Source organism: Allobosea sp. GW823-FHT02B03, from assembly GCF_058797755.1.
In genome coordinates this window covers 22,522-46,488 of sequence record NZ_JBXAJY010000009.1, presented here as the reverse complement: position 1 = coordinate 46,488, position 23,967 = coordinate 22,522, and the positions used below count along the sequence as shown (strand labels likewise).

At 67.8% G+C, this 23,967-nt stretch carries 25 protein-coding genes; 15 read left to right on the top strand and 10 right to left on the bottom strand.

Features of this window, described 5'->3' with window-relative positions; all coding sequences use genetic code 11:
- Window positions 1–69: 69 nt before the first annotated feature.
- Both AC1REK_RS26875 and AC1REK_RS26870 read right to left on the bottom strand, forming a co-directional pair.
- Complete coding sequence (locus tag AC1REK_RS26875; protein WP_492270802.1) at window positions 70–2,664, bottom strand: ABC transporter permease; 2,595 nt, start codon at window positions 2,662–2,664, stop codon at window positions 70–72.
- A 2-nt stretch (window positions 2,665–2,666) separates the two neighbouring features.
- Window positions 2,667–3,386 carry an ABC transporter ATP-binding protein gene (locus AC1REK_RS26870; RefSeq protein WP_316019948.1) on the bottom strand — a complete coding sequence of 240 codons (720 nt, stop codon included), beginning with the start codon at window positions 3,384–3,386 and terminating at the stop codon, window positions 2,667–2,669.
- A 193-nt stretch (window positions 3,387–3,579) separates the two neighbouring features.
- Here AC1REK_RS26870 and AC1REK_RS26865 point away from each other — a divergent pair, with 193 nt between their 5' ends.
- The 4 genes from AC1REK_RS26865 (at window position 3,580) to AC1REK_RS26850 (ending at window position 6,422) form a co-directional block, all read left to right on the top strand.
- Window positions 3,580–4,173 carry an arylesterase gene (locus AC1REK_RS26865; protein ID WP_492270801.1) on the top strand — a complete coding sequence of 198 codons (594 nt, stop codon included), beginning with the start codon at window positions 3,580–3,582 and terminating at the stop codon, window positions 4,171–4,173.
- Between the two features lie 73 nt (window positions 4,174–4,246).
- Window positions 4,247–5,302, top strand: coding sequence for an aldo/keto reductase (locus tag AC1REK_RS26860; protein WP_492270800.1), 1,056 nt, complete (start codon window positions 4,247–4,249; stop codon window positions 5,300–5,302).
- Between the two features lie 237 nt (window positions 5,303–5,539).
- Window positions 5,540–6,118: an RNA 2',3'-cyclic phosphodiesterase gene (gene thpR, locus AC1REK_RS26855; protein WP_316019945.1), complete on the top strand. Its 579-nt coding sequence runs from the start codon at window positions 5,540–5,542 to the stop codon at window positions 6,116–6,118.
- A gap of 4 nt (window positions 6,119–6,122) precedes the next feature.
- Complete coding sequence (locus tag AC1REK_RS26850; RefSeq protein ID WP_316019944.1) at window positions 6,123–6,422, top strand: 4a-hydroxytetrahydrobiopterin dehydratase; 300 nt, start codon at window positions 6,123–6,125, stop codon at window positions 6,420–6,422.
- Window positions 6,423–6,435: 13 nt separating this feature from the next.
- Here the strand turns inward: AC1REK_RS26850 and AC1REK_RS26845 are convergent, their stop codons facing one another.
- From AC1REK_RS26845 to AC1REK_RS26835, 3 genes are all read right to left on the bottom strand, one after another.
- Window positions 6,436–7,596 carry a GNAT family N-acetyltransferase gene (locus AC1REK_RS26845; RefSeq protein ID WP_492270799.1) on the bottom strand — a complete coding sequence of 387 codons (1,161 nt, stop codon included), beginning with the start codon at window positions 7,594–7,596 and terminating at the stop codon, window positions 6,436–6,438.
- Window positions 7,597–7,617: 21 nt separating this feature from the next.
- Window positions 7,618–8,268: a DUF6875 domain-containing protein gene (locus AC1REK_RS26840; RefSeq protein ID WP_492270798.1), complete on the bottom strand. Its 651-nt coding sequence runs from the start codon at window positions 8,266–8,268 to the stop codon at window positions 7,618–7,620.
- A gap of 89 nt (window positions 8,269–8,357) precedes the next feature.
- The gene (locus AC1REK_RS26835; RefSeq protein ID WP_492270811.1) at window positions 8,358–9,038 is read right to left on the bottom strand and encodes an RluA family pseudouridine synthase; all 681 of its coding nucleotides are present in this window, start codon (window positions 9,036–9,038) and stop codon (window positions 8,358–8,360) included.
- A gap of 164 nt (window positions 9,039–9,202) precedes the next feature.
- On the opposite strand from AC1REK_RS26835, the gene ftsY reads away from it, so the two are divergent.
- Window positions 9,203–10,417 carry a signal recognition particle-docking protein FtsY gene (gene ftsY, locus AC1REK_RS26830; protein WP_492270797.1) on the top strand — a complete coding sequence of 405 codons (1,215 nt, stop codon included), beginning with the start codon at window positions 9,203–9,205 and terminating at the stop codon, window positions 10,415–10,417.
- Complete coding sequence (locus AC1REK_RS26825; RefSeq protein ID WP_327524493.1) at window positions 10,414–11,046, top strand: septation protein A; 633 nt, start codon at window positions 10,414–10,416, stop codon at window positions 11,044–11,046. Before ftsY ends, AC1REK_RS26825 begins: the two co-directional genes overlap by 4 nt.
- A 155-nt stretch (window positions 11,047–11,201) precedes the next feature.
- Here AC1REK_RS26825 and AC1REK_RS26820 read toward each other — a convergent pair whose 3' ends face one another.
- Window positions 11,202–11,987: an SDR family NAD(P)-dependent oxidoreductase gene (locus AC1REK_RS26820; protein WP_492270796.1), complete on the bottom strand. Its 786-nt coding sequence runs from the start codon at window positions 11,985–11,987 to the stop codon at window positions 11,202–11,204.
- 159 nt (window positions 11,988–12,146) lie between these two features.
- Between AC1REK_RS26820 and AC1REK_RS26815 the strand changes: the two genes are divergently transcribed.
- Window positions 12,147–12,527, top strand: a complete 381-nt coding sequence (locus tag AC1REK_RS26815) for a YkvA family protein (protein WP_327524495.1) — start codon at window positions 12,147–12,149, stop codon at window positions 12,525–12,527.
- A 4-nt stretch (window positions 12,528–12,531) separates the two neighbouring features.
- Here the strand turns inward: AC1REK_RS26815 and AC1REK_RS26810 are convergent, their stop codons facing one another.
- On the bottom strand, window positions 12,532–13,503 hold the full coding sequence (locus tag AC1REK_RS26810) for an NADPH:quinone oxidoreductase family protein (RefSeq protein ID WP_492270795.1): 972 nt from the start codon (window positions 13,501–13,503) through the stop codon (window positions 12,532–12,534).
- A gap of 219 nt (window positions 13,504–13,722) precedes the next feature.
- Between AC1REK_RS26810 and AC1REK_RS26805 the strand changes: the two genes are divergently transcribed.
- From AC1REK_RS26805 to AC1REK_RS26785, 5 genes are all read left to right on the top strand, one after another.
- Window positions 13,723–14,289 carry an invasion associated locus B family protein gene (locus AC1REK_RS26805; RefSeq protein WP_492270794.1) on the top strand — a complete coding sequence of 189 codons (567 nt, stop codon included), beginning with the start codon at window positions 13,723–13,725 and terminating at the stop codon, window positions 14,287–14,289.
- Between the two features lie 203 nt (window positions 14,290–14,492).
- A complete protein-coding gene (gene rlmN, locus AC1REK_RS26800) occupies window positions 14,493–15,719 on the top strand; it encodes a dual-specificity RNA methyltransferase RlmN (protein ID WP_492270793.1) in 1,227 nt (408 codons plus the stop codon).
- Window positions 15,720–15,721: 2 nt separating this feature from the next.
- Window positions 15,722–16,201: a hypothetical protein gene (locus tag AC1REK_RS26795; RefSeq protein ID WP_327524498.1), complete on the top strand. Its 480-nt coding sequence runs from the start codon at window positions 15,722–15,724 to the stop codon at window positions 16,199–16,201.
- 314 nt (window positions 16,202–16,515) lie between these two features.
- Window positions 16,516–16,863 (top strand): RcnB family protein, encoded by a 348-nt coding sequence (locus AC1REK_RS26790; protein WP_492270792.1) that lies wholly within the window; start codon window positions 16,516–16,518, stop codon window positions 16,861–16,863.
- Window positions 16,864–17,071: 208 nt separating this feature from the next.
- Window positions 17,072–17,827, top strand: a complete 756-nt coding sequence (locus AC1REK_RS26785) for a hypothetical protein (RefSeq protein ID WP_492270791.1) — start codon at window positions 17,072–17,074, stop codon at window positions 17,825–17,827.
- Here the strand turns inward: AC1REK_RS26785 and ggt are convergent.
- A complete protein-coding gene (gene ggt / locus AC1REK_RS26780) occupies window positions 17,824–19,587 on the bottom strand; it encodes a gamma-glutamyltransferase (RefSeq protein WP_492270790.1) in 1,764 nt (587 codons plus the stop codon). The genes AC1REK_RS26785 and ggt overlap by 4 nt on opposite strands.
- Window positions 19,588–19,728: 141 nt before the next feature.
- Between ggt and AC1REK_RS26775 the strand changes: the two genes are divergently transcribed.
- The 3 genes from AC1REK_RS26775 (at window position 19,729) to AC1REK_RS26765 (ending at window position 21,944) form a co-directional block, all read left to right on the top strand.
- Complete coding sequence (locus AC1REK_RS26775) at window positions 19,729–20,340, top strand: LemA family protein (protein ID WP_492270789.1); 612 nt, start codon at window positions 19,729–19,731, stop codon at window positions 20,338–20,340.
- A 208-nt stretch (window positions 20,341–20,548) separates the two neighbouring features.
- The gene (locus AC1REK_RS26770; protein WP_492270810.1) at window positions 20,549–21,334 is read left to right on the top strand and encodes a TPM domain-containing protein; all 786 of its coding nucleotides are present in this window, start codon (window positions 20,549–20,551) and stop codon (window positions 21,332–21,334) included.
- Between the two features lies 1 nt (window position 21,335).
- Window positions 21,336–21,944, top strand: a complete 609-nt coding sequence (locus AC1REK_RS26765) for a TPM domain-containing protein (protein ID WP_316019930.1) — start codon at window positions 21,336–21,338, stop codon at window positions 21,942–21,944.
- Between the two features lie 42 nt (window positions 21,945–21,986).
- Here AC1REK_RS26765 and AC1REK_RS26760 read toward each other — a convergent pair whose 3' ends face one another.
- Window positions 21,987–22,739 carry a DUF1223 domain-containing protein gene (locus AC1REK_RS26760; RefSeq protein ID WP_492270788.1) on the bottom strand — a complete coding sequence of 251 codons (753 nt, stop codon included), beginning with the start codon at window positions 22,737–22,739 and terminating at the stop codon, window positions 21,987–21,989.
- Window positions 22,740–22,807: 68 nt separating this feature from the next.
- Entirely contained in the window at window positions 22,808–23,788 is a 981-nt protein-coding gene (locus AC1REK_RS26755) for a lipid A biosynthesis lauroyl acyltransferase (protein ID WP_316019928.1), read from the bottom strand.
- Window positions 23,789–23,967 lie beyond the last annotated feature (179 nt).

The window sequence follows — 23,967 nt, the reverse complement described above, 5'->3', positions numbered from 1 at the left end:
ACTGCGCCGGCGTTTCGATGCAACATTACCCTTTGTTCATGTTTACGCTGCGCCGCGGACGTAACGAACTCATAAATTGCGTAGATGAGAAGCGGGCGCCTTCGAAAGTATCTGCAACGTCCCGATCAATCCGAACATGACGGTGACGGCGACCGCGGCAGTCGCAGCAAGAATTGCGCCCGTGGGGTCTGGAACAAACTCGATCTTCATCACTTGCGTGACGACCCCCCAGCCGGCCGCCGCGCCGGCGACGAGCCCAAAAAGGGCCGAAACGACGCCGATGCCTGCGTATTCGAGGGCGTACGACGAAAGTATGAAGCGGCGAGTGGCGCCGAGGGTCTTCAGGATCATTGCGTCGTAGAGCCGCGCCCGCTGTCCGGCCGCCAGCGCCCCGGCCAGAACCAGCAGGCTCGCCACGATGGCGAGGCTGGAGGCACCGCGAATCGCGCTGGCGAGCTGGGCGACGATGACATTCACCGCTTCCAGAGCGTCCTTGACCCGCACCGCCGTCACAGCCGGGAAGGCGATGGCGAGCTGGCGCATCAGGGCGGCGTCGCCAGTCGGAGAGGCGGCGTCGGTCACCGTTACGGTGGCGAGGTTGGTGTGCGGGGCGCCGGCGAAGGTGTTGGGCGAGAACACCATGACGAAGTTGATGCCGAGCGAGCGCCACTCGATGTTGCGGAAATTGCTGACCCGCGCGGTGATGTTGCGGCCGAGCACGTTGACGGTGAGCGTGTCGCCAAGCTTGAGCCCGAGGCCCTCGATGGCGCGGGCGTCGAAGGAGACCAGCGGCTCGCCCTTGTAGTCGGCCGGCCACCATTCGCCGGAGGCGAGGCGCGAGCCTTCCGGCATGGTCGCAGCATAGGTGATGCCGCGGTCGCCCTCCAGCACCCAGGCCATCTGCTCGCTCGCCTTGATCTGTTCGGCCGGCACGCCGTTCAGGCTGGTGATGCGGCCGCGCATCATCGGCACGCGCTCGACCGCGGCGCCGGGGCGCTGCCTGGCGAGGAACTCGTCGAAGGCGCCGGCCTGGGCATTGGGGATGTCGAGGAAGAAGAAGCTCGGCGCCGTCTTCGGCAGCGACTGGGTGAGCTGGCGCGACAGGCTGACATCGATGAAGGCGAGCGCCGAGAGCAGGGCGACGCCGAGGCCGAGCGAGAGCACCAGCGAAGGCGTCAGTGCGCCGGGCCGGTAGATATTGGCGAGGGCCATGCGCAGGGACGGGCGGCGCGGCCGTGGCGTGCGCCGTGCCAGCGCCATCAGCCCCCAGGCGATCAGGCGCAGCAGCAGGAAGACCGCGCCGGCGACGCCGATATAGATCAGAGCGATGCGCCGCTCATAGGCGAAGCCGAGCGCAACGCCGACGAGGCCGGCGAGCGCGGCGCCGAAGATGGCGAGATAGATCCAGCGCGGGCGGCGCCGGTCGGGCTCGATCTGGTCGCGAAACAGCGCCGAGACTGGAACGTCATGGGCGCGGCCGAGCGGGATGATGGCGAAGACGAGCGCGGTCAGCAGGCCGTAGAGCGCGGCGATGCCGAGCTCGCCCGGCGCCAGCGTCGCCTCGAAGGGCAATGGCAGGCTGTCGGCGAGCGCATAGGCCAGGGCGAAGGGCGCGGCGGCGCCGAGCGCGAGGCCGATGGCGATGCCGAAGGCGGCGACCAGCATGACCTCGGCGAGATGGATGGTGACGACCTTGCCGCCGGTGGCGCCGAGCGCCTTCAGCGTGGCGAAGTCGAGCTTCTTCGCCTCGACGAAGCGGCGCACCGCGTTGGCGAGGCCGACACCGCCGACGAGCAGGGCGGTCAGGCCGACCAGCGTCAGGAACTGGGTGAAGCGCTCGACATTGCGCTGGAAGTTCGGGGCGGCGTTGGAGCGCGAGCGGATTTCCCAGCCGGCCTGTGCCTGTTCGCGGGCGGCGTCGGCGAGAAGCTGATCGAGCGCGGCGTCGGACGAAGCGTTCTCGGGCAACGTCACCCGGGCGGTCCAGCGTACCAGGCTGCCGGGCTGCAACAGGTCCGAGGCGCGCAGCGCCTCCTGCGAGAGCAAAAGACGCGGGCCGAAGCCGACGCCGGCGGCGATCTTGTCCGGCTCGGAAATCAGGCTGGCACGCAGTTGCACGCGGGCCGAGCCGATCTGGACGATGTCGCCGGGCTTGAGGTCGAGCCGGCCGAAGAGCACGGGATCGGCGATGCCGCCATAGACGCCGTCGCGGGCTGCGAGCAGGTCGGCGGCGGAGCCGGCAGGATCGCTGCGCAGCTCGCCGATGGTGGGATAACTGCCGTCGACCGCCTTGATCTCGACCAGGGCCGCCCCCTTCTCGCCGGCATTGGCCATGCCGCGCAGGGTGGCGATGGTCGAGACCGTGCCATGGCGTTCGAGGAAGGCGCGCTCTTCCGGCGTCGGCTCGCGATGGATCAGGCTGAAGGCGGCGTCGCCGCCGAGAATCCGCCTGCCCTCGCGGCCGAGCCCTTCGCTGAGGCCGCGCGAGGCCGAGGAGACGGCGGCGATCGCCATGACGCCGAGTGCGAGGCAGGCGATGAAGACGCCAAAGCCGCGCAGGCCGCCGCGCAGGTCGCGCCAGGCGAGGCGCAAGGCAAGCTTCAGCCCGGTGCCGCGCGGCGCCGGGGCGGGGTCGGCCGCGGCCGGTTTGACTGGAGCATGCATGGTCAGGCCACCGGCGCTGTCTGCGGGGCGTCGGCCGGGGTCTCGATCCGGCCTGCGCGCAGCCTGACGGTCCGGTCGCAGGCGGCGGCGAGCGAAAGGTCGTGGGTGACGAGCACCAGCGTGCCGCCGCGCTCACGCCGCAGCCCGAAGATCAGATCGACGATCGAGCGCCCCGTCGCCTCGTCGAGATTGCCGGTCGGCTCGTCGGCGACGAGGATCGCCGGGTCGGTCGCGACGGCGCGGGCGATAGCGACGCGCTGCTGCTCGCCGCCCGAAAGCTGGGCCGGGTAATGGTCCATGCGGTGGCCGAGGCCGACATTGCGCAGCTCGGCGGCGGCGCGCTCGAAAGCGTCGGCCGCGCCGGCGAGCTCCAGCGGCAAGGCGACGTTCTCGCGGGCCGTCATCGTCGGCACGAGGTGGAAGGACTGGAAGACGATGCCGATGCGGCGGCCGCGGAACACGGCGAGTTCATCCTCGCCGAGGGCGCCGAGATCCTGGCCGGCGACCTTGACCAGCCCGGAATCGGGCCGCTCGAGCCCGGCCATCGTCATCAGCAGGGTCGACTTGCCGGAGCCGGACGGGCCGGTCAGGCCGGTGGCCTGGCCCTCAGCGATCGCCAGCGAGACGCCTTTCAGGATATGGACGCGGGCGGCGCCTCGCCCCAGACTAAGCTCGACGTCGCGCAATTCGATCGCCGAGGGGCCCTGCTCGCTCACCGCCATGTTTCCGCTCTCATCCCGTCCGATGCCGCTCCCTCGCGCCGCTTCCGGAGCCGAAGGAGAAAGACCCGCCATGACCGTTGCCTGCAAGGCCGGCGCCGCCAACCGATATGGGCGCTCCGGCGGCCGAATCCAGCCATTGCGTGGATTTTGGGCCGCGGCCCTGATGTTCGCCCTTGTTTTGGGTTTCCACGCCATGACCACGCCGCTCCAGGCCCAGACGCCACCGCTGAAGCTCGTCGCGCTCGGCGACAGCCTGACCGCCGGCTACAACCTGCCCGGCAGCGCCGCCTTCCCGGCCGTGCTGGAGAAGCTGCTGCGCGAGAAGGGAATTTCCGTCGAGATCGCCAATGCGGGCGTCTCCGGCGATACCTCGCAGGGCGGTCTCGAGCGGCTCGACTGGTCGGTGCCCGACGGAACGGACGGAGTCATCCTCGAACTCGGCGCAAACGATGCGCTGCGCGGCATCGATCCGGCGGTGGCGGAGAAGGCGCTTGACGCGATCGTGACCAGACTCAAGGCACGCGGCATCCCGGTGCTGCTCGCCGGCATGTATGCGCCGCGCAATCTCGGCAGCGACTATGCGACGCGCTTCGACGGCCTCTATCCGAGAATCGCCGAGAAGCACGGGCTCATCCTCTATCCGTTCTTTCTGGACGGAATCGCCGGTGACCGGGTATTGAACCAGCCCGATCTGCTGCACCCGACGGCGGAAGGCGTGCGCGTCATCGCGACGCGCATCCTCCCGACGGTGGAGCGGTTCCTCGCCACCCTGCGCCCGCGCTCCTGAGCGCCGGCGCCTTCCGCCTCATCCTACCCTGTCCGCGGCGCGCCCGGCGCGTCCGTCTCCGGAGCCTTGCGTCATGGAATACCGTCAACTCGGCCGCACCGATCTCAAGGTCTCGGCGATCTGCCTGGGCACCATGACCTGGGGCCAGCAGAACACCGAGGCCGAAGGCCACGAGCAGATGGACTATGCGCTCGACCAGGGCGTGAACTTCTTCGACACGGCCGAACTCTACTCGATTCCGCCCAAGGCGGAGACGCAAGGTTCGACCGAGCGGTTCATCGGCAGCTGGTTCAAGGCGCGCAGCAATCGCGACAAGGTGATCCTCGCCTCGAAGGTGATCGGCCGCTCGGCCAATGACTGGTTCCGCGACGACAAGGGGCCGACGCGGGTCAACCGCCGGCAGATCGAGGAAGCGGTCGACAAGAGCCTGAAGCGACTGCAGACCGACTATATCGACCTCTACCAGATCCATTTCCCCGACCGGCCGATGGCCTGGGGTTCGAACCCGACCCGTTTCGGCAAGGCGGCCTTCGAGCCGGCGGCCGACGAGACGCCGATCGCCGAGCAGCTCGACGCCTTCGCCGACCTCGTCAAGGCCGGCAAGATCCGCCATCTCGGCCTCTCCAACGAGAGCGGCTGGGGCACGATGCGCTTCCTCGCCGAGGCGCAGACGGGTGGGCGCCCGCGGGTGCAGTCGATCCAGAACGCCTACAACCTCCTGAACCGCACCTTCGAGACGGCGCTGGCCGAGATCGCGCTGCGCGAGCAGGTCGGCCTGCTCGCCTATTCGCCGCTGGCGCAGGGCTATCTGACCGGCAAATACCTCGATGGTGCCCGCCCGGCCGGGGCCCGCTCCACGCTGTTTGCCCGCGGCCAGCGCTATGAGACTGTTGGTGCCGAGGAGGCGATCCGGGCTTATGTCTCCCTGGCGCGGGAGGCCGGGCTCGACCCGGCGCAGATGGCGCTCGCCTTCGTCACCTCGCGCTGCTTCGTCACCTCCAACATCATCGGCGCGACCAGCATGGCGCAGTTGAAGACCGCGATCGGCTCGGCCGCGGTGACGCTTTCCGCCGAGCTCGAAGCGAAGATCGACGCGATCCACCAGCGCTTCGGCAATCCCTGCCCGTAAGGGGCCGCCGAAGCGCATCGCCATCCCGGACAAGCCGCGTAAGCGGCGCCGTTCCGGGATCCATCGCAGGGCTCTGGCGCTCTGCGATGGCTCCCGACGCTACGCTGCGCTCCGGCCAGGATGACGATGTGGCCTAAGAGGAGCCGCTGAACCTGTCCCAAGCCGGCTTGCCGGTTGCGTCCGGCAATGCGAGGCTTCGTCTCGCCAGAGTCACAAACGCTTGGCACTGATAGAGCTATGCCGCGGCTGTTCACTGCCCTGGAGATTCCCGCCGAGGTCGCCTCGGCCCTGACGCTGCATCGCGGTGGGCTGGTCGGTGCGCGCTGGATCGAGCCCGCCGACTACCACATCACCCTGCGCTTTCTCGGCGATATCGACCGGCGCATGGCCCATGACGTCGACAGCTTCCTCCACGATGTCGAGGCACCGCCGCTGACGATCACGCTCGACCAGCTCGGCAGCTTCGGCGGCGACCGCCCGCGGGCCGTGTTTGCGCGTGTTCAGCCGACGCCGCAGCTCGGCGAATTGCAGGCTGACCTCGAACGGTTGATGCGCCGTCTCGGCCTGCCGGCCGAAGGCCGCAAGTTCATGCCCCACGTCACCCTGGCGCGCCTGCGCGATGCCTCGCCGCTCGATGTCGCGCACTACCTTGCGACCCATCCGATCGTGCGGCCGATCAGCTTCACGGCGCGTCGCGTCGCGCTGTTCTCCTCGCGCGAATCGATCGGCGGCGGCCCCTATGTGCTGGAGGCGGCCTACCCGCTTGGCCCGGCCTATCCGAACCGGCCGAGCCGCACGGCTTCCGAGCGGAGGTGAAATGATGAGCGATCGGCCCAAGCGCCTCAGCCCCGAGGCGAGGCAGGAAGCGCTGGCGGTCCTGGCCGGCTGGAAGCTGGTCGAGGGTCGCGAGGCGATCAGCCGGCGCTTCGTCTTCCGCGACTTCAGCGAGGCCTTCGGCTGGATGAGCCGGGTGGCGTTGCTGGCCGAGAAGATGGACCACCATCCGGAATGGTCGAACGTCTACAAGACGGTCGAGGTGACGCTCGCGACCCATGACGCGGGCGGTCTGACCGAACTCGACATCCGGATGGCGCGCGCCATGGACGCGATGGCGGGCTGAGACCTGCCTTCGGTCAGCTGCCCGGCTTCAGCCAGCGGCGGACCCAGGCGGCAGGCAGGCGCTTCGCCAGGGATTTGAAGGCCGGGCGCAGGCGCGGCAACGCCAATCTGCAAACGAGACGACCGCGCCGGCTCAACGGCATGGCAAGATCATAGACGGCGACCGTCCCGTCGGCGTGCTCGAGCTTGTAGGGATCGGCTGGCGCGAGCAGATCGAAGACGGCACTGCCGCGCGCCTTGGCACCGGCGAAGGCCTGATGGATCAAGATTCGGCCAATGCCCTCGCGGTCGAAATCGGGGTCGCTGGCGATGACATGGCCGAAGCTGCGGCCCATGCAGTCGAAGGAGATGTCGATCCCGATCGGCCGGCCGGCGCAGGTGACGATCGACAGGCGCAGGCCGGCCTCGTCGGCCTCGTCGCCGGCGAGCGCAGCGAAGAAATCCTGGAACCGCGGATCGGCGGCTGTCGGGGCGAGGATGCCGTGCCGTGCGAGGGCCTTGCGCTTCATCGCCACAGCCATGGTCGCCAGCGTGCGCGCCTCGGCGCCGGGTGTCAGGGCGCTGAAGCCGAGCTCGCCGCGCTCGGCGAGGCGGCGCAGGCGACGGCGGTAGTTCGAGCGTTCGCGGGCCGGATAGGCCATGCTCGGACCTTCGGCCGAGACGCGTTGTGCGAGGTCGGCGAAGGGCGCCTCCTGCCGCTGAACCAGAAGCGCCGTGCCCGGGCGGGACAGGGCCGCGTCGGCGCGCAGCTGGCGGATCTCGAAGAGATCGACACCGAGCCGGCCGAGCGCGGCCCAGCCGGCATCGAGCCAGCGCTGCCTATCCGGACTGGGCTCGACCAGGACATCGCCGAACTGGGCGACCGGTGCTCCCATGAGTTGTACGATGTCGAGGCCGAGGCTGCGTCGGCGCACCAGCGGCCAGAGCATCACCAGCCTGCCTTCGCTTCGCCCGGCGAGGATGCTGATGCGGCTCCTTGCATCGAGATAATGGTCGCACCAGTGACGCAGGAAGGCATGGCGCAGGAAGAGCTGCTGCGGCATGCCGGCGCGGGCGAAAAGGGCGTCCCATTCCGGCTTCAGCGCTTCGAAGGCGGCGCGTTCCGTCAGGACTTCGAGCGTGAGCGGCGCCATGACGGCATCGCCGGTAGGACGCCGGATTCCGGCCTCGGCCATCGCAGCTCTCGCCAGCACGGCTCAGGCCTGGCCGCGCAGATGCTGGATCAGGCGCCTGGCGCCGGCCAGTCTGAAATGGGCGAGATAGGGCAGAAGCAGCAGTGGGTGGCGCACGGCGAAGGGCGCGTCATGCTCGACGAGATGCCGGATGGCGAGCACGGGCAGGGGCGAGCGCAGGGGCCGGAAATCGGGATTCCACAGGCCTGGCGCATCCGACTCCGCATGCATCAGGCCGATCATCCGGCGCCGGCTGAGCGAATGGAACTTGTTCCGCTTCTGGACGCGCTGGAGCATGGCGAGGCCGGCTTCGCCGCAATGCGGGAAGCCGACGATGATCGTCCGGAAATGCGCCATGCTGGGCTTGCAGGGGATTTCGTCGAGGGCGGCGAAACTGCCGCGGATCAGCGCGAAGGCGCGCTCCTCCTCGTCCGGCCCGGCCTCGCAGATCGCGAGCCGCGCCGTGTCGATGCGGGCCGCCTGGCGGGTGAAGGGGCAAACGGCGCCGGTGCGGCCGAGCTCGGGATGCTCGCGCATCAGATAGCTCTCGACCCAGTCGACGAGCGTCGCCAGCGCGGCATTCGCTTCGGGCCGGGCCGCGATCTCGGCGCGCGCCTGCGCAAAGCTCAGAAGCGCGCTGCGCACCTCAGCCGTCCTCGCCACCTGCTCCAGCATGATCCTGCGCTCCGCGCCTCTGCAACCAGCGATAGCAGGCGCGGCTTAGGGAATGGTTGACCGGGGCTTCGGACAAGGTCGGATCGCCGTTAGGGTTTAGGAAAGGTTTCGCCGGGGGCCCAGCCGCAGGTGGCGAGCGCGGCATGCAGATGCGGCGGTGGCGGCGCCGCGACCCGGATCGGCTCGCGCTTCGGATAGAGCGGCAGGACCAGCTCGTGGGCGTGCAGATGCAGGCCGGGGCCGCCGCTGCGCGGCGCGGTGCCGTAGATCTCGTCGCCCCGGATCGGCCAGCCGCTGGCGGCGCAGTGCACCCGCAATTGGTGGGTGCGACCGGTCAGCGGCTCCAGCGCCAGCCAGGCGAGGTGCGTCGCGTCGAGCCGGCCGCGGCCGAGCACGCGATAGCGGGTCTGCGAGGGCAGCCCGGCCGGGTCGGTCTTCATCCACCAGCCGCGATCAGGCGAGAGCTTTGCCAGAGCGAAGTCGATCAGCCCCGCCTCCTCGGCCGGCTCGCCCTCGACCACGGCCCAATAGGTCTTGCCGACCCGGCCATCGCGGAACATCTGGTTGAGCTGCGCCATGGCCCGCGGGTGGCGGCCGAGGACGAGACAGCCGGAGGTGTCCTTGTCGAGCCGGTGCGCGGCTTCCGGGCGGCGCGGCAGGCCGAAGCGCAGCGCGTCGAGATGATCGGTCAGCACCGGGATGACACGGCCCTTCGCCTGCGGGCCGCGATGCACTGGCAGGCCGGCCGGCTTGTCGATGACGAGCATCATCGCGTCGCGGTAGAGCAGCGGGACGGGCGGCTCGGCGAACTGCTCCGCTTGCGCGACGGTTGGTGAAAGGGCTGGTTGATCGGGCTGGCTCATGGCATTGCGCTAACGAAGGCCGCAGGGCCATGCAACCGGAAGTGTCGCCGCGAGCGGCATCAGGACGAGCGATGAGCGAGACCGAACCGAAAAAGCGCGGCTTCTTTTCGAAGCTGTTCGGGCTGGACGAGAAGCCTAGGCCGCAGGAGCCGGCGGCTCCGGTCGTCGAGACCGCGCCGGTCCCGGAGCCGGCCGTCGAAGCTGTGGTAACCCCCGAACCGGAAAGCCCGGCCGAGATTGCGCCTGAGCTTCCGGCCGAGCCGGAGCCCCAGCCAGAACCCGAGGCGCCGCTCGCGCCGGAGGTGCTGCTCGGCGAGGACGCGCCGCTGCCGATCGTCGCAGCCGAGCCGGTGCAGCCGAAGCGCAGCTGGTGGCGGCGACTCGCCGACGGATTGTCGCGGACCTCCTCGGCGCTGACCACCGGCATCGCCGACCTCTTCACCAAGCGCAAGCTCGACGCGGCGACGCTCGAGGACCTCGAAGACATCCTGATCCAGGCCGATCTCGGCCTCGCCACCGCCGCGCGCGTCGCCAAGGCGGTCGGCGAGGGGCGCTACGACAAGCAGATCGAGCCGGACGAGGTGAAGGCGATCCTGGCGCGCGAGGTCGAGGCGATCCTCACCCCCGTCGCCCGGCCGCTGGTGATCGACGCCACGAAAAAGCCGTTCGTGATCCTGATGGTCGGCGTCAACGGCTCGGGCAAGACGACGACGATCGGCAAGCTCGCGGCCAAGTTCCGGGCCGAGGGCAAGTCGGTGATGCTGGCGGCGGGCGATACGTTCCGCGCTGCGGCGATCGAGCAGCTCAAAGTCTGGGGCACCCGGACGGGTACCGAGGTGGTCGCCGGCAACCAGGGCGCCGATGCCGCCGGGCTCGCCTTCGAGGCGCTGCAGAAGGCGAAGGCCGCAGGAACCGACGTGCTGCTGATCGACACCGCCGGCCGGCTGCAGAACAAGACCGGGCTGATGGCCGAGCTCGCCAAGGTGGTGCGGGTGATCCAGAAGCTCGACGCGCAGGCGCCGCATGCGGCCTTGCTCGTGCTCGACGCGACCGTCGGCCAGAATGCGGTCAGTCAGGTCGAGGCTTTTCGCGAGACGGCGGGGGTCACCGGGCTGGTGATGACCAAGCTCGACGGCACCGCCCGCGGCGGCATTCTCGTCGCGCTGGCAGCCCAGTTCGAGCTGCCGGTGCATTTCATCGGAGTCGGCGAGAGCGTCGACGATCTGGAGCCGTTCCAGGCGCGCGATTTCGCGCGCGCCGTGGCGGGATTGGGAGAGATGGCATGAGCGAAACGGCAGCGGGCGCGACGGAGGCGGGCAAGGCGAAGCCGATCAACCCGCTGCTCAAGCTCGCGCTCGAATTCGGCCCGCTCGCCGTGTTCTTCTTCGCCAACTCCTATGGCGACCGGCTGTTCGGCGTCGCCTCGGACCGGCGGATCTTCGTCGCGACCGGCATCTTCATCGCCGCCTCGCTCCTGGCGCTGGCGCTGTCGAAAATCCTGATGAACCATCTGCCGCGGATGGCGATCGTCAACGCGGTGGTGGTCACTGTGTTCGGCGGCCTGACCATCGCGCTCGATGACGCCTTCTTCATCAAGGTCAAGCCGACCATCGTGAACACGCTGTTCGGCTGCGTGCTGCTCGGTGGGCTCTGGTTCGGCCGGTCCCTGCTGGCGCTGGTGCTCGACAGCGTGCTGCAGCTCGACGCGGAAGGTTGGCGCAAGCTGACGCTGCGCTGGGGGCTGTTCTTCTTCGTGCTGGCGGCGCTGAACGAGCTGGTCTGGCGGACCCAGAGCCAGGATTTCTGGGTCGCCTTCAAGGTCTGGGGCGTGATGCCGCTGACCATGATCTTCGCACTGGCCCAGACGCCGCTGATCCTGAAGCACGAGATCAAGCGCGAGGGCGCGGCGGAGTAAAGCTTCTGCACTGTCATTCCGGGGCCTCGCAAAGCGAGGAGCCCGGAATCCACGACTGGCTTGTGCGCTGTCGATCTCGCGATGAAGGGTTCGCCCCGTCGCGGGTTCCGGTTCGCCGCTGCGCGGCGCCCCGGAATGACAAGCGGGGAGCGGCCCTATTTCGGCGCGAGGCGGATCGCGCCGTCGAGGCGGATCGCGGTGCCGTTCAGCATGTCGTTCTCGACGATGCTCTTAACCAGCGCGGCGTATTCGGCCGGCCGGCCGAGGCGCGAGGGGTGCGGCACCGAGACGGCGAGCGAAGCGCGGGCATCGTCGGGCAGGCCCGCGAACATCGGCGTCTCGAACAGGCCGGGCATGATCGTGACGATGCGGATGCCGACCCCGGCGAGGTCACGGGCGACCGGCAGGGTCAGGCCGACGACGCCGGCCTTGGAGGCGGCATAGGCGGCCTGGCCGATCTGGCCGTCCTCGGCGGCGACGGAGGCGGTGCAGACGAAGACGCCGCGGCCGCCATCCGGCGTGACCGGATCGAGCGCCGCCAGCGCCACCGCCGATTTGGCGATCAGGCGGAAAGTGCCGGTCAGGTTGATCGCGACCGCCTTCTCGAAGGTGGCGAGGTCATGGGCGATCAGCTCGCCGGTCTCGCGCTTCTTCGAGACGACGCGACGGCCGGGCGCGACGCCGGCGCAGTTGACGACGATGCGGGCGACGCCATGGGCGGCGCGGGATTTTACCAGCGCGGCGTCGACCGAGGCCTCGTCGGTGACGTCGCAGGCCACGAACAGCCCGCCGATCTCCTTGGCGATCGCTTCACCGCGCTCGGCGTTGAGATCGAACAGCGCGACCTTGACGCCATGGCTGGCGAGCATGCGCGCCGTGCCTTCGCCGAGACCGGAAGCGCCGCCGGTGACGATGGCGGCAAGGGACGAATCGAGCTGCATGGCGCGTTCCTCAAGCTTTTGACATTGCTGCAAGGGGTTTAGAGGCGCGATGCTCCGCCTCCAAGAGCGATTCTAGCGGCCTCCCTTGTGCACGCTTGCGGGCGGGGCCACATCTTGGCGTCGAAAGCGCGCATCATTGGCGCGCCATGGAGGAGAAAGATGAGCGAGGGTTTCAGCTTCAGCCAGCGTTTCACCGCCGAGGAGATGGCGGCGATCCGCCGGAGCCTGCGCGACGAGGAACGCTTCGGCTCGGAGCTCATGGCCCTGCTCCGGCGCGTCGCCAAGCGCATCCCCTTCGCCGAGGACGGGCTCGCCGCCTGGCTTTGCGCCCGCGACCCGGCGACGCCGCGGCGCGTGCGCTATACGCTGCTCGGCGCGCTCGGCTATTTCGTGCTGCCGATCGATGCTCTGCCCGACATCATGCCGTTCCTCGGCTTCACCGACGATGCGGCCGTGCTGGCGGCGGCGATCGCGGCGGTGGCGGGCTCGATCACGGTCGAGCACCGCGCAAGGGCGAAGAAAATCCTCGCCGAACTCTGATGTCTCAGGGCGTCAGCACGATCTTGCCCTGAGCCTTGCGCTCGGCGATCAGCGCGAAGGCCTCGGCGGCGCGCTCCAGCGGGAAGGCGGCGTGGACATGGGCGCGGATCCTGCCCTCGGCCGCCCAGCCGAGCAGGCGTTCCATATTGGAGCGGTGGGCCTGGGGCTCGCGGCGGACGAAATCACCCCAGAACACGCCGCGCAGATCGCAGCCCTTGAGCAGCAACAGGTTGAGCGGCGGCCTGGGGATGGCGCCGCCGGCGAAGCCGACTACGAGATAGCGCCCGCCCCAGCCCATCGAGCGCAAGGCCGGCTCGGCGAGATCGCCGCCGACCGTATCGTAGAGCACGGCGAGCCCGTCGGGGGCGAGACGACGCAGTCCGGCCCGCAGATCGTCCGCGGCATAGTCGAGCGCTTCCTGCGCGCCATGCTCACGGGCCAGAGCGAGTTTTTCCGGCGAGGAGGCGCAGGCGATGACGCGCGCGCCGAGCAGGGCGCCGATTTCGACGGCGGCGAGTCCGGCACCGCCGGCGGCACCGAGCACGGCGAGCGTCTCGCCGGGCTTCAGTTCGCCGCGCTGGATCAGCCCGTGCATGGCGGTGCCATAGGTGACGAAGAGGCCGGCGGCCTGCTGATCGCTGAGCCTGTCGGGAATCCGGATCGCCGCGTCACTGGGAACCACGACGATCTCGCGCGCCGCGCCATGGCCGAGCCAGGCGGCGACCCGCTCGCCGACGCGCCAGCCGGTCACGCCCTCACCGAGCGCACTGACCGTACCGGCGCATTCGGCCGAGGGCGAGAAGGGCAGCGCCGGCTTGACCTGATAGCGACCCTGGATGACCAAAGTGTCGAAGAAGTTGAGCGCCGCGGCGGTGACCTTGATCGCGATCTCGCCCGGCCCGGGCTTCGGTTCGGGCAGGTCCCGGACGACCAGGGTTTCGGCCGGGCCATGGGCCTCGCAGAGCAGCGCCTTCATCGGCAGTCGGTTCCTTCAGCAGCTTCGCTGGGCTCGCAGCTTCGATCCGCGACAAGCTGGCACGATGCGGCTGCGGGGGAAACCGCCCGGAAAGCACGGCTGATTATTCGCATTTTTGCCAGGATCATGACATCCTATGCGCCGTGGCGCGCTGGCCGGATCGCCGATCTCGCATAGCCTCCATTTGGCGTTAAGATTTCTGATGATTAGTGGCGATCCATGATTCGCAAGCCGGCTCCCTCCTCCGCCCGCCGCCCGTTGACGGCGGCCGTCCTCTTCAGCCTTGCGGCGCTGGCACTGCTCGCGCCGGGCTCGGCCATGGCGCAGCGCGCCTCCAGCGGCCAGGGGCAGGCTCTCCTGCTCGAGACCGCCGGCAAGTGGCAGGCCTTCTCCTCGCAGCAGGGCCGCTCGAAGATCTGCTACGCGCTCTCCAAGGCCGAGAGCCGCTCGCCCGCCAACCTCAAGGATGTCGAGGGGCTGCTGTTCATCTCGAACCGGCCGACCGAGGGCGTGCGCAACGAGATCAGCCTGGTGATGAATTTCGACCTCAAGGAAGATGTCGAGCATCAGGCGATCATCGGCAGCGAGCGCTTCGTCCTCGTCGCCAAGGGCCAGAATGTCTGGCTGAAGAACCCGGCCGAGGAAGGCCGCATGCTCGACGCGCTGCGCAAGGGTTCGGCGCTCGAGATCAAGGGCACCTCGAAGCGCGGCAACCCGACCAGCGACAAATATTCGCTGGCCGGCATCTCCCAGATCGTCAAGCGGGCCGAGGACGCCTGCAAATAGCGCCCGCTCGCTTCGGAGAGCCCGGCTTTCGCCGGGTTGGCCGGGCCGGAGTGGCCTTTTCGTTCGCTGCCGATCGCGTCTGTCCCCGGGTGCGCGACGCATATGCATGCCCGGCCGCTCGCTCGTGATTTCACGATGCCGCGTTTTCATGCTATGAGCCGCGGAAATTCAGGGCCTGGTGGCCCGTTTCGAACCGAGTTCCGATGACTGTTACCGCTCTTGAGTCTACCGCTCCGGCGGTCGAACCCGTTTTGCGGCGCCCTTCGCTGGTCGGCCGCACACGCGCCGGCATGGCCGAGGCGCTGGCCGAAATCGGCGTTCCCGAGAAGGAGCGGCGCATGCGCGTCGGCCAGCTCTGGAACTGGATCTATCACTACGGCGTCCGCGATTTCGCGGCGATGACGACGATCGGCAAGGGCCTGCGCAGCGCGCTCGCCGAGCGTTTCACGCTCGACCTGCCGGAGGTGACCGCCGAGCAGGTCTCCAGCGACGGCACCCGCAAATGGCTGCTGCGCATGGCGCCGACCGGCCTGCGCGACCGCGGCGCCGAGATCGAGTGCGTCTATATCCCCGAGGTCGACCGCGGCACGCTCTGCGTCTCCAGCCAGGTCGGCTGCACGCTGACCTGCACCTTCTGCCATACCGGCACGCAGCGCCTGGTGCGCAACCTCACCACCGAGGAGATCGTCGCCCAGCTGATGGTGGCGCGCGAGCGGCTCGGCGACTTTCCGAACCGCAGCGCCCCGGACGGCGCCTTCGTGCCGAATGATGGCGGGCGCTTCGTCTCGAACATCGTCTTCATGGGCATGGGCGAGCCGCTCTACAATTTCGACGGCGTGCGCGACGCGATCGACGTGATCGCCGACAATGAGGGGCTTTCGCTCGGCCGCCGCCGCATCACCGTCTCGACCTCGGGCGTGGTGCCGCAGATCGGCCCGCTCGGCGACGATATGGGCACGATGCTGGCGATCTCGCTGCATGCGGTGCGCGACGATCTGCGCAACGAGCTCGTGCCGCTCAACAAGAAGTACCCGATCAAGGACCTGCTCGAGGCCTGCCGCAACTATCCCGGCCTGTCGAACGCCAAGCGCATCACCTTCGAGTACGTGATGCTGAAGGGCGTCAACGACAGCGACGGCGATGCGCGCGAGCTGGTGCGCCTGCTCAAGGGCATCCCGGCCAAGATCAACCTGATCCCGTTCAATCCCTGGCCCGGCACGAAATACGAGTGCTCGGACTGGGAGCGGATCGAGCGCTTTTCCGAGATCGTCTTCCGCGCCGGCTATGCCTCGCCGGTACGTACGCCGCGCGGCCGAGACATCCTCGCCGCCTGCGGCCAGCTCAAGAGCGAGACGGAGAAGCTCTCGGCAAGGGCGAGGCTGATGCTGGAACAGGGCGAGGCCGAGCAGCCGGCGGCGCTCGCGGGCTGACCATGCTGCGCTGGCTGCTGCTGATCCCGTTCGCGCTGCTTTTCGCGATCGGCGCCGGGATGTTCGCGCTGCTGATCGCCAGCGTGATCTCGCCTGATCTCGGCCTGCTGATCGGCGGCGGCTTCGAGCGGCTGATGGCGGCCCTGTTCGACATGGCGGCGCAAGGCTTCGATCCAGGCCCGGCGGCGGATGCGGCGTTCTCGCTGCTCGGCCGGCTCGGCTTTGCGATCCTGGTGGCGCCGGTCCTGCTCGTCGCCATCGGCTCCGAGCTTTTCCGCCTGCGCAGCGGGTTGATCCAGAGCGGGCTGACCGGCGTGCTCGCGGCGCTGCTGCCGCTCGCCATGCTCGGGCTCTCTCGCGCGCCGACCGTTGCGGAACTGCAGATCATCTCCGCGCTGTTCCTGGTCGGAGCGGCGACCGGTTTCGTCTACTGGGTGATCGCCGGGCGCGGGGCCGGCGGGGAACGAGCGGATCCAGCCTGACCCCAAAGGGACGCGAAGCGCGTCCGCAAACTCTGCGAAGCGCTTTGCGATCGCTGCAGAGCTGGCAGCAGCCAAACCAAAGCTGATTCCCCCGCCTCGCCATTCCGGACGCGCGTTGCGATGGATTCCGGTGCTCCGCGCCGCACCAGCCAGAACGACGGCGAAGACGATCGGACCGTGCTGCGGAGCGCAGCTTTCCAGTCAGGATAGAATAACTCCAGCTGTCCTGAGCATTACAGAACATTAATGGAACGGTTCAGATTTGGTTCATACCTGACGGCTAATTTATACCTATCGAACAACGGAGTTTAGCCATGTTCAAGCGTTCCATTATTCTTGCTTCGAGCTTTATCGTCATCGCTTCTTCTGCAGCTGTTGCTCAGCCGCGTTATCATGGGCCCAGCTCCAATTCCTACTATGTCGAGAAGAAGGTCATCCATGTTCCCGCTCGCGGTCATGTCCGCCAGAAGGAGGTCCGCCACCCTCGCTGGGCGAAGGGCCAGCGCATGAACGACTGGCGCCGGCACAACCAGGTGCGGGACTATCACCGCCATGGCCTGCGCACGCCGGGCCGCGGGCAGACCTGGGTCAAGGTCGACAACAACTACCTGCTGCTGAGCATGGCGACCGGTCTGGTCGCGGCGGTCACGGCGGTGCGCTAGGCGGCTACAACGCGAACCGCTAAGTTAGCCAACTGGCAGGCGTCGTGTCATCGATGCCTGCCGCGCCGTACGGCAGCGGTGCACTCAATTGCCGATCTGCATAGCCGGGCTGGCACGTGCCGACCGCCGCGAGCTGCAGATCGCCTCTGTTCTTTTCAAGTCATTATGTTCTTGTTATGTTCTGGCTCTGGAATAGGAACCGAGTCAAATGCGCGTAACCTTCGACAGCAATGCTTGGGAGCCGGTTTTCGATCTGTCAGTCGGCAAGTATGAGGCGATACGTCAGTCTGTCCGATACGGTAAGATAAAAGGATATGTATGCGAGATTGGTTTCCGAATCGAAGCTATTCGTAAGAAAGAACGAAGAAGTTATTTTTCTCAGCCCCATTTCGAGGTGCGCTTTGAAGGTTTTCGATCATCCGCAGACGGCAAACATTCACAGTTCTTATCGATGGGGCCAAGGGATGAAGTACATCCTGGGCTTCCTAAGCAGCAAGTCATAAAACTGGATACTGCATTGAAGTACGGAGTTAAACTGCTCCGGGCTCAAGCGTGGATGGGCTTACCTGCTCCGCCAGAACTCCGCGATCCAAAGGTATTTGTTCCGGATAGCGAGTGTTTGCTCCCAGATCGGGAAGGCAGGCAGATCATCGCAGCGGATAGGATCGAGAAGTTGGGCGTTGGAAAGGCCCTATTTGATGAAATTGGGGGGTGGAATCTCAAGCCAGAAACTGAAATTGAAGAAAAGAAGTTCTATAAGGCATGCGCGGAGTGGGCCGACGGTGAAACCGTCGCAGCTCACATAGCATATGGGAACGAGCTTCTTTGTACGAATGATTTTGGGCTTTCTGGCACTCGGTCGATATTTAGTTCGCCGAATCGAGTTTGGCTCGAAGCAGAATATGGCGTCAGGTTTATCACTTTGGATCAGTTGCTTGATGTCGCTGCTCTGCGTCTCGCTTAGTCCCCGATCGCCACGCCCTCGCGCCTTCCATCGGCACCGCCGAGATAGCCAGCCGGCGTCTTGACGATGGCCTGGATGCCCGAGGTCATGTCGAGCAGGCGGACCTCATGGCCCTTGGCCTCGAGTGTCGCCTTCCAGGCTTCCGCCTCGGTGCCTCTTTCCAGTTCGGTCGGGCCGTTGCGGCTGCCGAAATTGCCGAAATCGACGGCTTGCTGAGGATCCATCTTCCAGTCGAGCAGGGCGACCAGCGTCTTGGCGACATAGCCGATGATCTGGCTGCCCCCGGGCGAGCCGGTGACGGCATAAAGCCGGCCGAAAGCGTCGAAGACGATGGTCGGCGCCATCGAGGAGCGCGGCCGCTTGCCGGGCTCGACGCGGTTGGCGACCGGCTTGCCGTCCTCGATCGGCGCAAAGCTGAAATCGGTCAGCTCGTTGTTGAGCAGGAAGCCGCCCTTGGTCATCAGGCGCGAGCCGAAGCCGTCCTCGATCGTCGTGGTCATCGAGACGGCGTTGCCCGCCGCGTCGACCACCGAGATATGACTGGTGCCGTTCTCAATCCCGTCCGAGGGGGCGAGCAGTTGGGCGCGCTTGTTCGGCGGATCGCCGGCGACCGCCTTGCCCATCGATCTGTCGGGATTCACCAGTTCGGCGCGGCCGCGCAGATAGCCCTCGTCGATCAGCCCGGAGCTGGGGACGCTGAGAAAGGCGGGGTCGGCGAGGTAGAGCGCCCGGTCGGCGAAGGCGAGACGGCCGGCCTCGGCGAACCAGTGCGCGGCTTCCGGGCCCGGGCCGAGACGGGCCATGTCCGCCTTCTCGACGATGCCGAGGATCTGCTGCACCGCGATGGCGCCGGAGCCGGGCGGGCCCATGCCGCACAGCGTGTAGACACGGTAGCGGCCGCAGACCGGCGCGCGTTCCTCGACCGTGTAGCCCGCAAGGTCTTCGAGCGTGATGTCGCCGGGATTCGCCTTATGGCCGGTGACGGCGGCGACGATGTCCTGCGCGATCTCGCCTTCATAGAACGCGTCGGCGCCGCGCCCGGCGATGGCGCGCAAGGTCCCGGCGAAGGCCGGGTTCTTCAGCACGGTTCCAACCGCCTTGGGCCTGCCATCCGCCTCGTAGAAATAGGCGGCGGCGCGCGCGTCCTTGATCAGGTTCTTCTCCAGAGCCAGCAGGCCGTGGAGCCGGGGCGAGATCGCAAAGCCGTTCTCGGCCAGCTTGATCGCGGGCGCGAACAGCTCGGACCAGGGCAGCTTGCCCCAGCGCTCATGCGCCTCCTCGAGCAGCTTGACCGTGCCGGGCACGCCGACCGAGCGCCCGCCGACCACGGCGTCGACGAACTTCATCGGCTTGCCGTCAGGGTCGATAAAGCGATCCGGCCTTGCCGCTTTCGGCGCGGTTTCCCGCCCGTCCAGCGTGGTCAGGCGCTTGCCCGCTTCATCCCAGTGCACGAAGAAGGCGCCGCCGCCGATGCCGGAGCTCTGCGGCTCGACCAGGTTGAGTACCAGCTGGATCGCGATCGCTGCGTCTGTGGCGCTGCCTCCGGCCCGCAGGATCTCGCGTCCGGCAGAGGCGGCGAGCGGGTTGGCCGCCGCCGCCATGTAGCGCTGCGCGGTGCCCATCGTCCGTGCGGTGCGGCCGGTCGCGGCCTCCGGCGGCGGGGCGAGGCCCTGCTGCGCGGCGACGGGAGCGCCCAGCGCGAGCCAGAGCCCGGCCACGGGCAGCGAAAATCCGGCCAGGAGGGACAGGGTACGCGGCATGGTGCATTCCTCTCGCCTTGCGCCGGCTAAGACTAGTCCCAATCGCCCCGGTCGCGCCATGCTCGGCGTGTCTTTGATCTGCCTCGCGGCGCGGCTATGGTCGGCCGTCGGATTCTTCCGCTCCAGCCAAGGTTTCATCCCATGGTTCTCCTCGCCCCTCCGCCGGCCTTGCGCCGCTCCTTCGCCCTGCTGCTTGTCGGTCTGCTCGGCCTCGCGCTAGCCGGCTGCGGCTACAACAATGTGCCGACGCTGGAGGAGAAGGCGAAGGCGGCCTGGGGCGAGGTGCAGAACCAGTACCAGCGCCGCGCCGACCTGATCCCGAATCTCGTCGAGACCGTGAAGGGCTATGCCCAGCAGGAGCGTGAGGTGCTGACGCAGGTGATCGAGGCTCGCGCCAAGGCGACGCAGGTCAAGGTCGATGCCTCGACCATCACCGACCCCGCCAAGTTCAAGGAATATCAGGACGCGCAGAACCAGCTTTCCGGCGCGCTCGGGCGCCTGATGGTCACCGTCGAGCGCTATCCCGATCTCAAGTCGAATCAGAACTTCCTCGCCCTGCAATCGCAGCTGGAAGGCACCGAGAACCGGGTGACGGTCGCCCGCCGCGACTACATCCAGGCGGTGCAGGCCTTCAACACCGAGATCAGGACCTTTCCGGGTGTGATCTGGGCGCGCCTGTTCTGGGGCGCCAAGCCGATGGAGAGCTTCGCGGCGACGACGGGCTCCGAGCGGCCGCCGGCGGTGAAGTTCTGATTTAAGTCCTTCGATGGACTCTGCCGATCGTGGGCAAGCGCGGGGAACCCCCCTCCCAAGCGGGAGAGGGCCAGGGGTGAGGGCCCGCGCTTTCCGGAAGAGGAGCAGCGGCGTGCTTGTGCCTTCTGCGGAAACGGCAGGCCCACATCCGGCGCTCCGCGCCACCTTCTCCCAGCGTGGAGAAGGAAAGAAGCCGGCTCGTCCTGTCATTGCGGCATGGCTTGCCCTGCTGATCTTCCTCCTCTTCCCGTTCCTCGCCGTCGCAGCCGAGCCGAGCTACCCGGCGCTGAGCGGGCGAATCGTCGATGGCGCGAAGCTGCTCGATGCCGAGGCCAGCGCCCGCATCGCCGGGAAGCTCAAGGCGCATGAGGACAAGACCACTGACCAGGTCGTCGTCGCGACCGTGCCGTCCTTGCAGGGTCTGAGCATCGAGGATTACGCCAACGGGCTGTTCCGCGCCTGGGGGCTCGGCGACAAGGCCAAGAACAATGGCGCGCTGCTGCTGGTCGCACCGAACGAGCGCAAGGTCCGCATCGAGGTCGGCTACGGGCTCGAGGGCGCGCTGACCGACGCGCTCTCCAAGGTCATCATCACCACGGCGGTGGCGCCGAAGTTCAAGAACGGCGATTTTTCCGGCGGCATAGAAGGCGGAGTCGACGCGATCCTGTCGATCCTGACCGGCGATGCCGAGGAATGGCAGCGCCGGGCCCAGGTCAGGGAGGACGAATCCTCCTGGGCCGAGGACCTCGCCGTGATCTTCGTCATGATCATGGTGTTCGTCCTGATCGTCAGCTTCATGCGCGAACTCGGCCGAGCGAGCGGCGGGGCGCGCCGGCATCGGATGCGTGACGGGCGCTGGGTGACGCTGCCGCCCTCGGGCGGGTCGGGCTGGAGCGGGGGCTCTTCCTCCGGGGGCTGGAGTTCGGGCAGTTCGGGCGGTTTTTCGGGCGGCGGCGGCTCGTCCGGTGGCGGCGGCGCGTCGGGAGATTGGTGAGATGCTGAATTCCGAGGATCGCGATGCCATCGCCGAGGCGGTGCGCGAGGCCGAGCGACGCACCTCCGGCGAGATCGTGGTGGTGGTCGACCGGGCTGCCGGCAGCTATCTCGCCGTGCCGGTGGTGCTGGCGCTGGCCGTCGCCTTGTTCGTGCCCTGGCCCCTGCTCGCGCTGACGATGACGAGCGCGCCGCGGATCTTCCTGCTGCAGCTGATCGCGGCGGCGCTGCTGCTCGCAGTGCTGCTCTGGTATGGCCGCGGCGGACGCTTCGTGCCCGGTTTCGTCAAGCGACGCCATGCGCATGAGACGGCGCTGCGCGAGTTCACCGCACGCGGTTTGACATTGACGCGCGGGCGGACCGGCGTGCTGCTCTATGTCGCCGTGCAGGAACGCTATGCCGAAATCGTCGCCGACGCAGGGATCGACGGCAAGGTCGACGATGCCACCTGGAAGGGGATCATCGAGCCGCTGCTCGCCGCTGCTCGCGAGGGCCGGCTGCGCGAGGGGCTGGAGGCTGCGGTCGCCTCGGTGGGCCAGGTCCTCGCCGCCCATGCGCCGCCAGCGGCGGACGATGTCGACGAACTCCCGAACAAGGTGGTGATCCTCTAGATTGCTACGCGCCCGATCCGGCGCGAGGCATCGGGCGTTCGCTCAGCGTGCGGCGCCCAGGATCGTACCGGCGAGAATCGGGCCGCCACGCTGGTGCTGGTCGGTCTGTACCAGGACGACGTAAGCGTCGGCGTTGGGCTGCTGGGTCACCGAGAGAGGCGCGGTCAGGGTGACGGCTGAGCCCGACCAGTCGCCGACCCGGGTCACGCCACGCACGACATTCGCATAGGTGACGGTCTTTCCGGAGTTCTCGCCGCGCTCGATCGGCACTGCGGTCGCACGGCTGAAGGCGACGACCCAGACCCCGGCCGGCTTCTCGCTCGCGCTTGCCTCGTTCGGGGTTAGCGCGATCTGCAGTTCGCCAGCGGCTTCCTTGAGCGAGACCTTGACCGGAAAGCCGGTCGTACCCTGTTCCTGGACGAGCTTCTCGATGCCCTTCCGATCCGAGCCGACGATGTGGCTGGTGCCGTTGACCACGGCCTGCGGCGTATAGACCTGTCCATCGCCGCGGGCCTTGGCATAGAGCTTCTGCCGCTTGGTGAAGGCCGGCTGGCCGAGCGTGTCCTTCCAGCCGAGATAGTCCCAATAGGTCACCGGAAAGGAGAGGGTGATCAGCCCGGGATCCTTGGCGAGTTCGACGAAGAGCGCATCGGCGGCCGGGCAGGAGGAGCAGCCCTGGCTGGTGAAGAGCTCGACCACCGCTTTCGGCTGCATCGGCGCCTGCTGGGCAAGCGCCATCGGTCCGCCCAGGAGCAGGGCGGCGAGCGTGGCGAAGAGGCGGTTGCGGACAGGCATCGGTTTCAGCTCAGGACCAGATACAAGCAGGCCGCTACCAAAAGCGCCAGTGCCCGGTCACTTGGAAATCACTTTGCCTTGAAAACCGGGGCGATCGGCGCTCTTTCCCCAAATTGCCGCAAGGCGTCGGCGCCGATCATGTTCGGGCGCCAGCGCCGGTGCATCCAGAGCCATTGCTCGGGATGCTCGCGGACCCAGCCATCGACCACGGCGGTCATCATCGCCATGGCGCCGGTGACGTCGATCTCGCCATTGGCGTCGCGCGGCAGGTCGAGCGGTGGCGTCAATTCGATCCGGAAGCGGTGGTTCGGCAAGCGGATGACGCGCACGCCATGCACGGGGCATTCGAAGCGACGGGCGAACTTGCCGAGGATCGGATTGGTCAGCGCCGGCCGCCCGAGGAAGGGGACAACGACGCCGCGGGTGAAATGCTGGTCGATCAGCATGCCGAGATGGCCGCCATTCTCCAGCACGCCCTGCATGGCGAAGGCCGCGCCCTGCTTGGCGGCGGCGAGCCCTCCCATGGCGCCCGAGCGGATCTCGTGGACGACAGCGGCGATCGCCGGATCGTTCGGGGCGCGGAAGACCGCGGTGGTGTCGAGATCATAGGTCGCGGCGCAGATCGCCGGCAGTTCCCAATTGCCGAGATGGGCGGAGAAGATCAGCCCCGGCTTGTCGTCGTCCTTCAGCGCGATGAAGTGCTCGATGCCGACGACCTCGACCCGGCCGTTCGGATCGGGATTGTGGTAGTCATAGTCGAACAGCGTCTTGAGATGGGCGTATTCGGCGACGGTGCGGCCGAGATTCTCCCATCCGCCGCGGACGAGGCGTCTGGCCTCCGCATCCTCGATACCCGGGAAGGCGGCGCGGACATTGGCGTAAGCGACGCGGTTGACCGGGATCAGCGGGCTCACGCTGCGCAGGAGCCAGCCGCCGAGATTCGAGGCCCGCTCCGGTCCGAGCGCGCGCAGGAACGCGAAGAGGCCGCGCACCAGCCCGATCATCAAGCCTGCGCCGAGGCGCGTCGCGAACTGCTTCAACCGCTTCAATCTACCAGCCCGGCCCCATAGGCGCGGGCCGGACCCGCCGCCGGATCACGGCGCATGCGGCTGACAGCGGCCGAATGCGTAAACGTGATCGATTTCCAAATCCGGCACCCTGCCGCCGCGAAAGCCGCTGTCGGCGGCGTTGGCAAGGCACCGGGGCGCGACTTGCGGGATCATGGCCG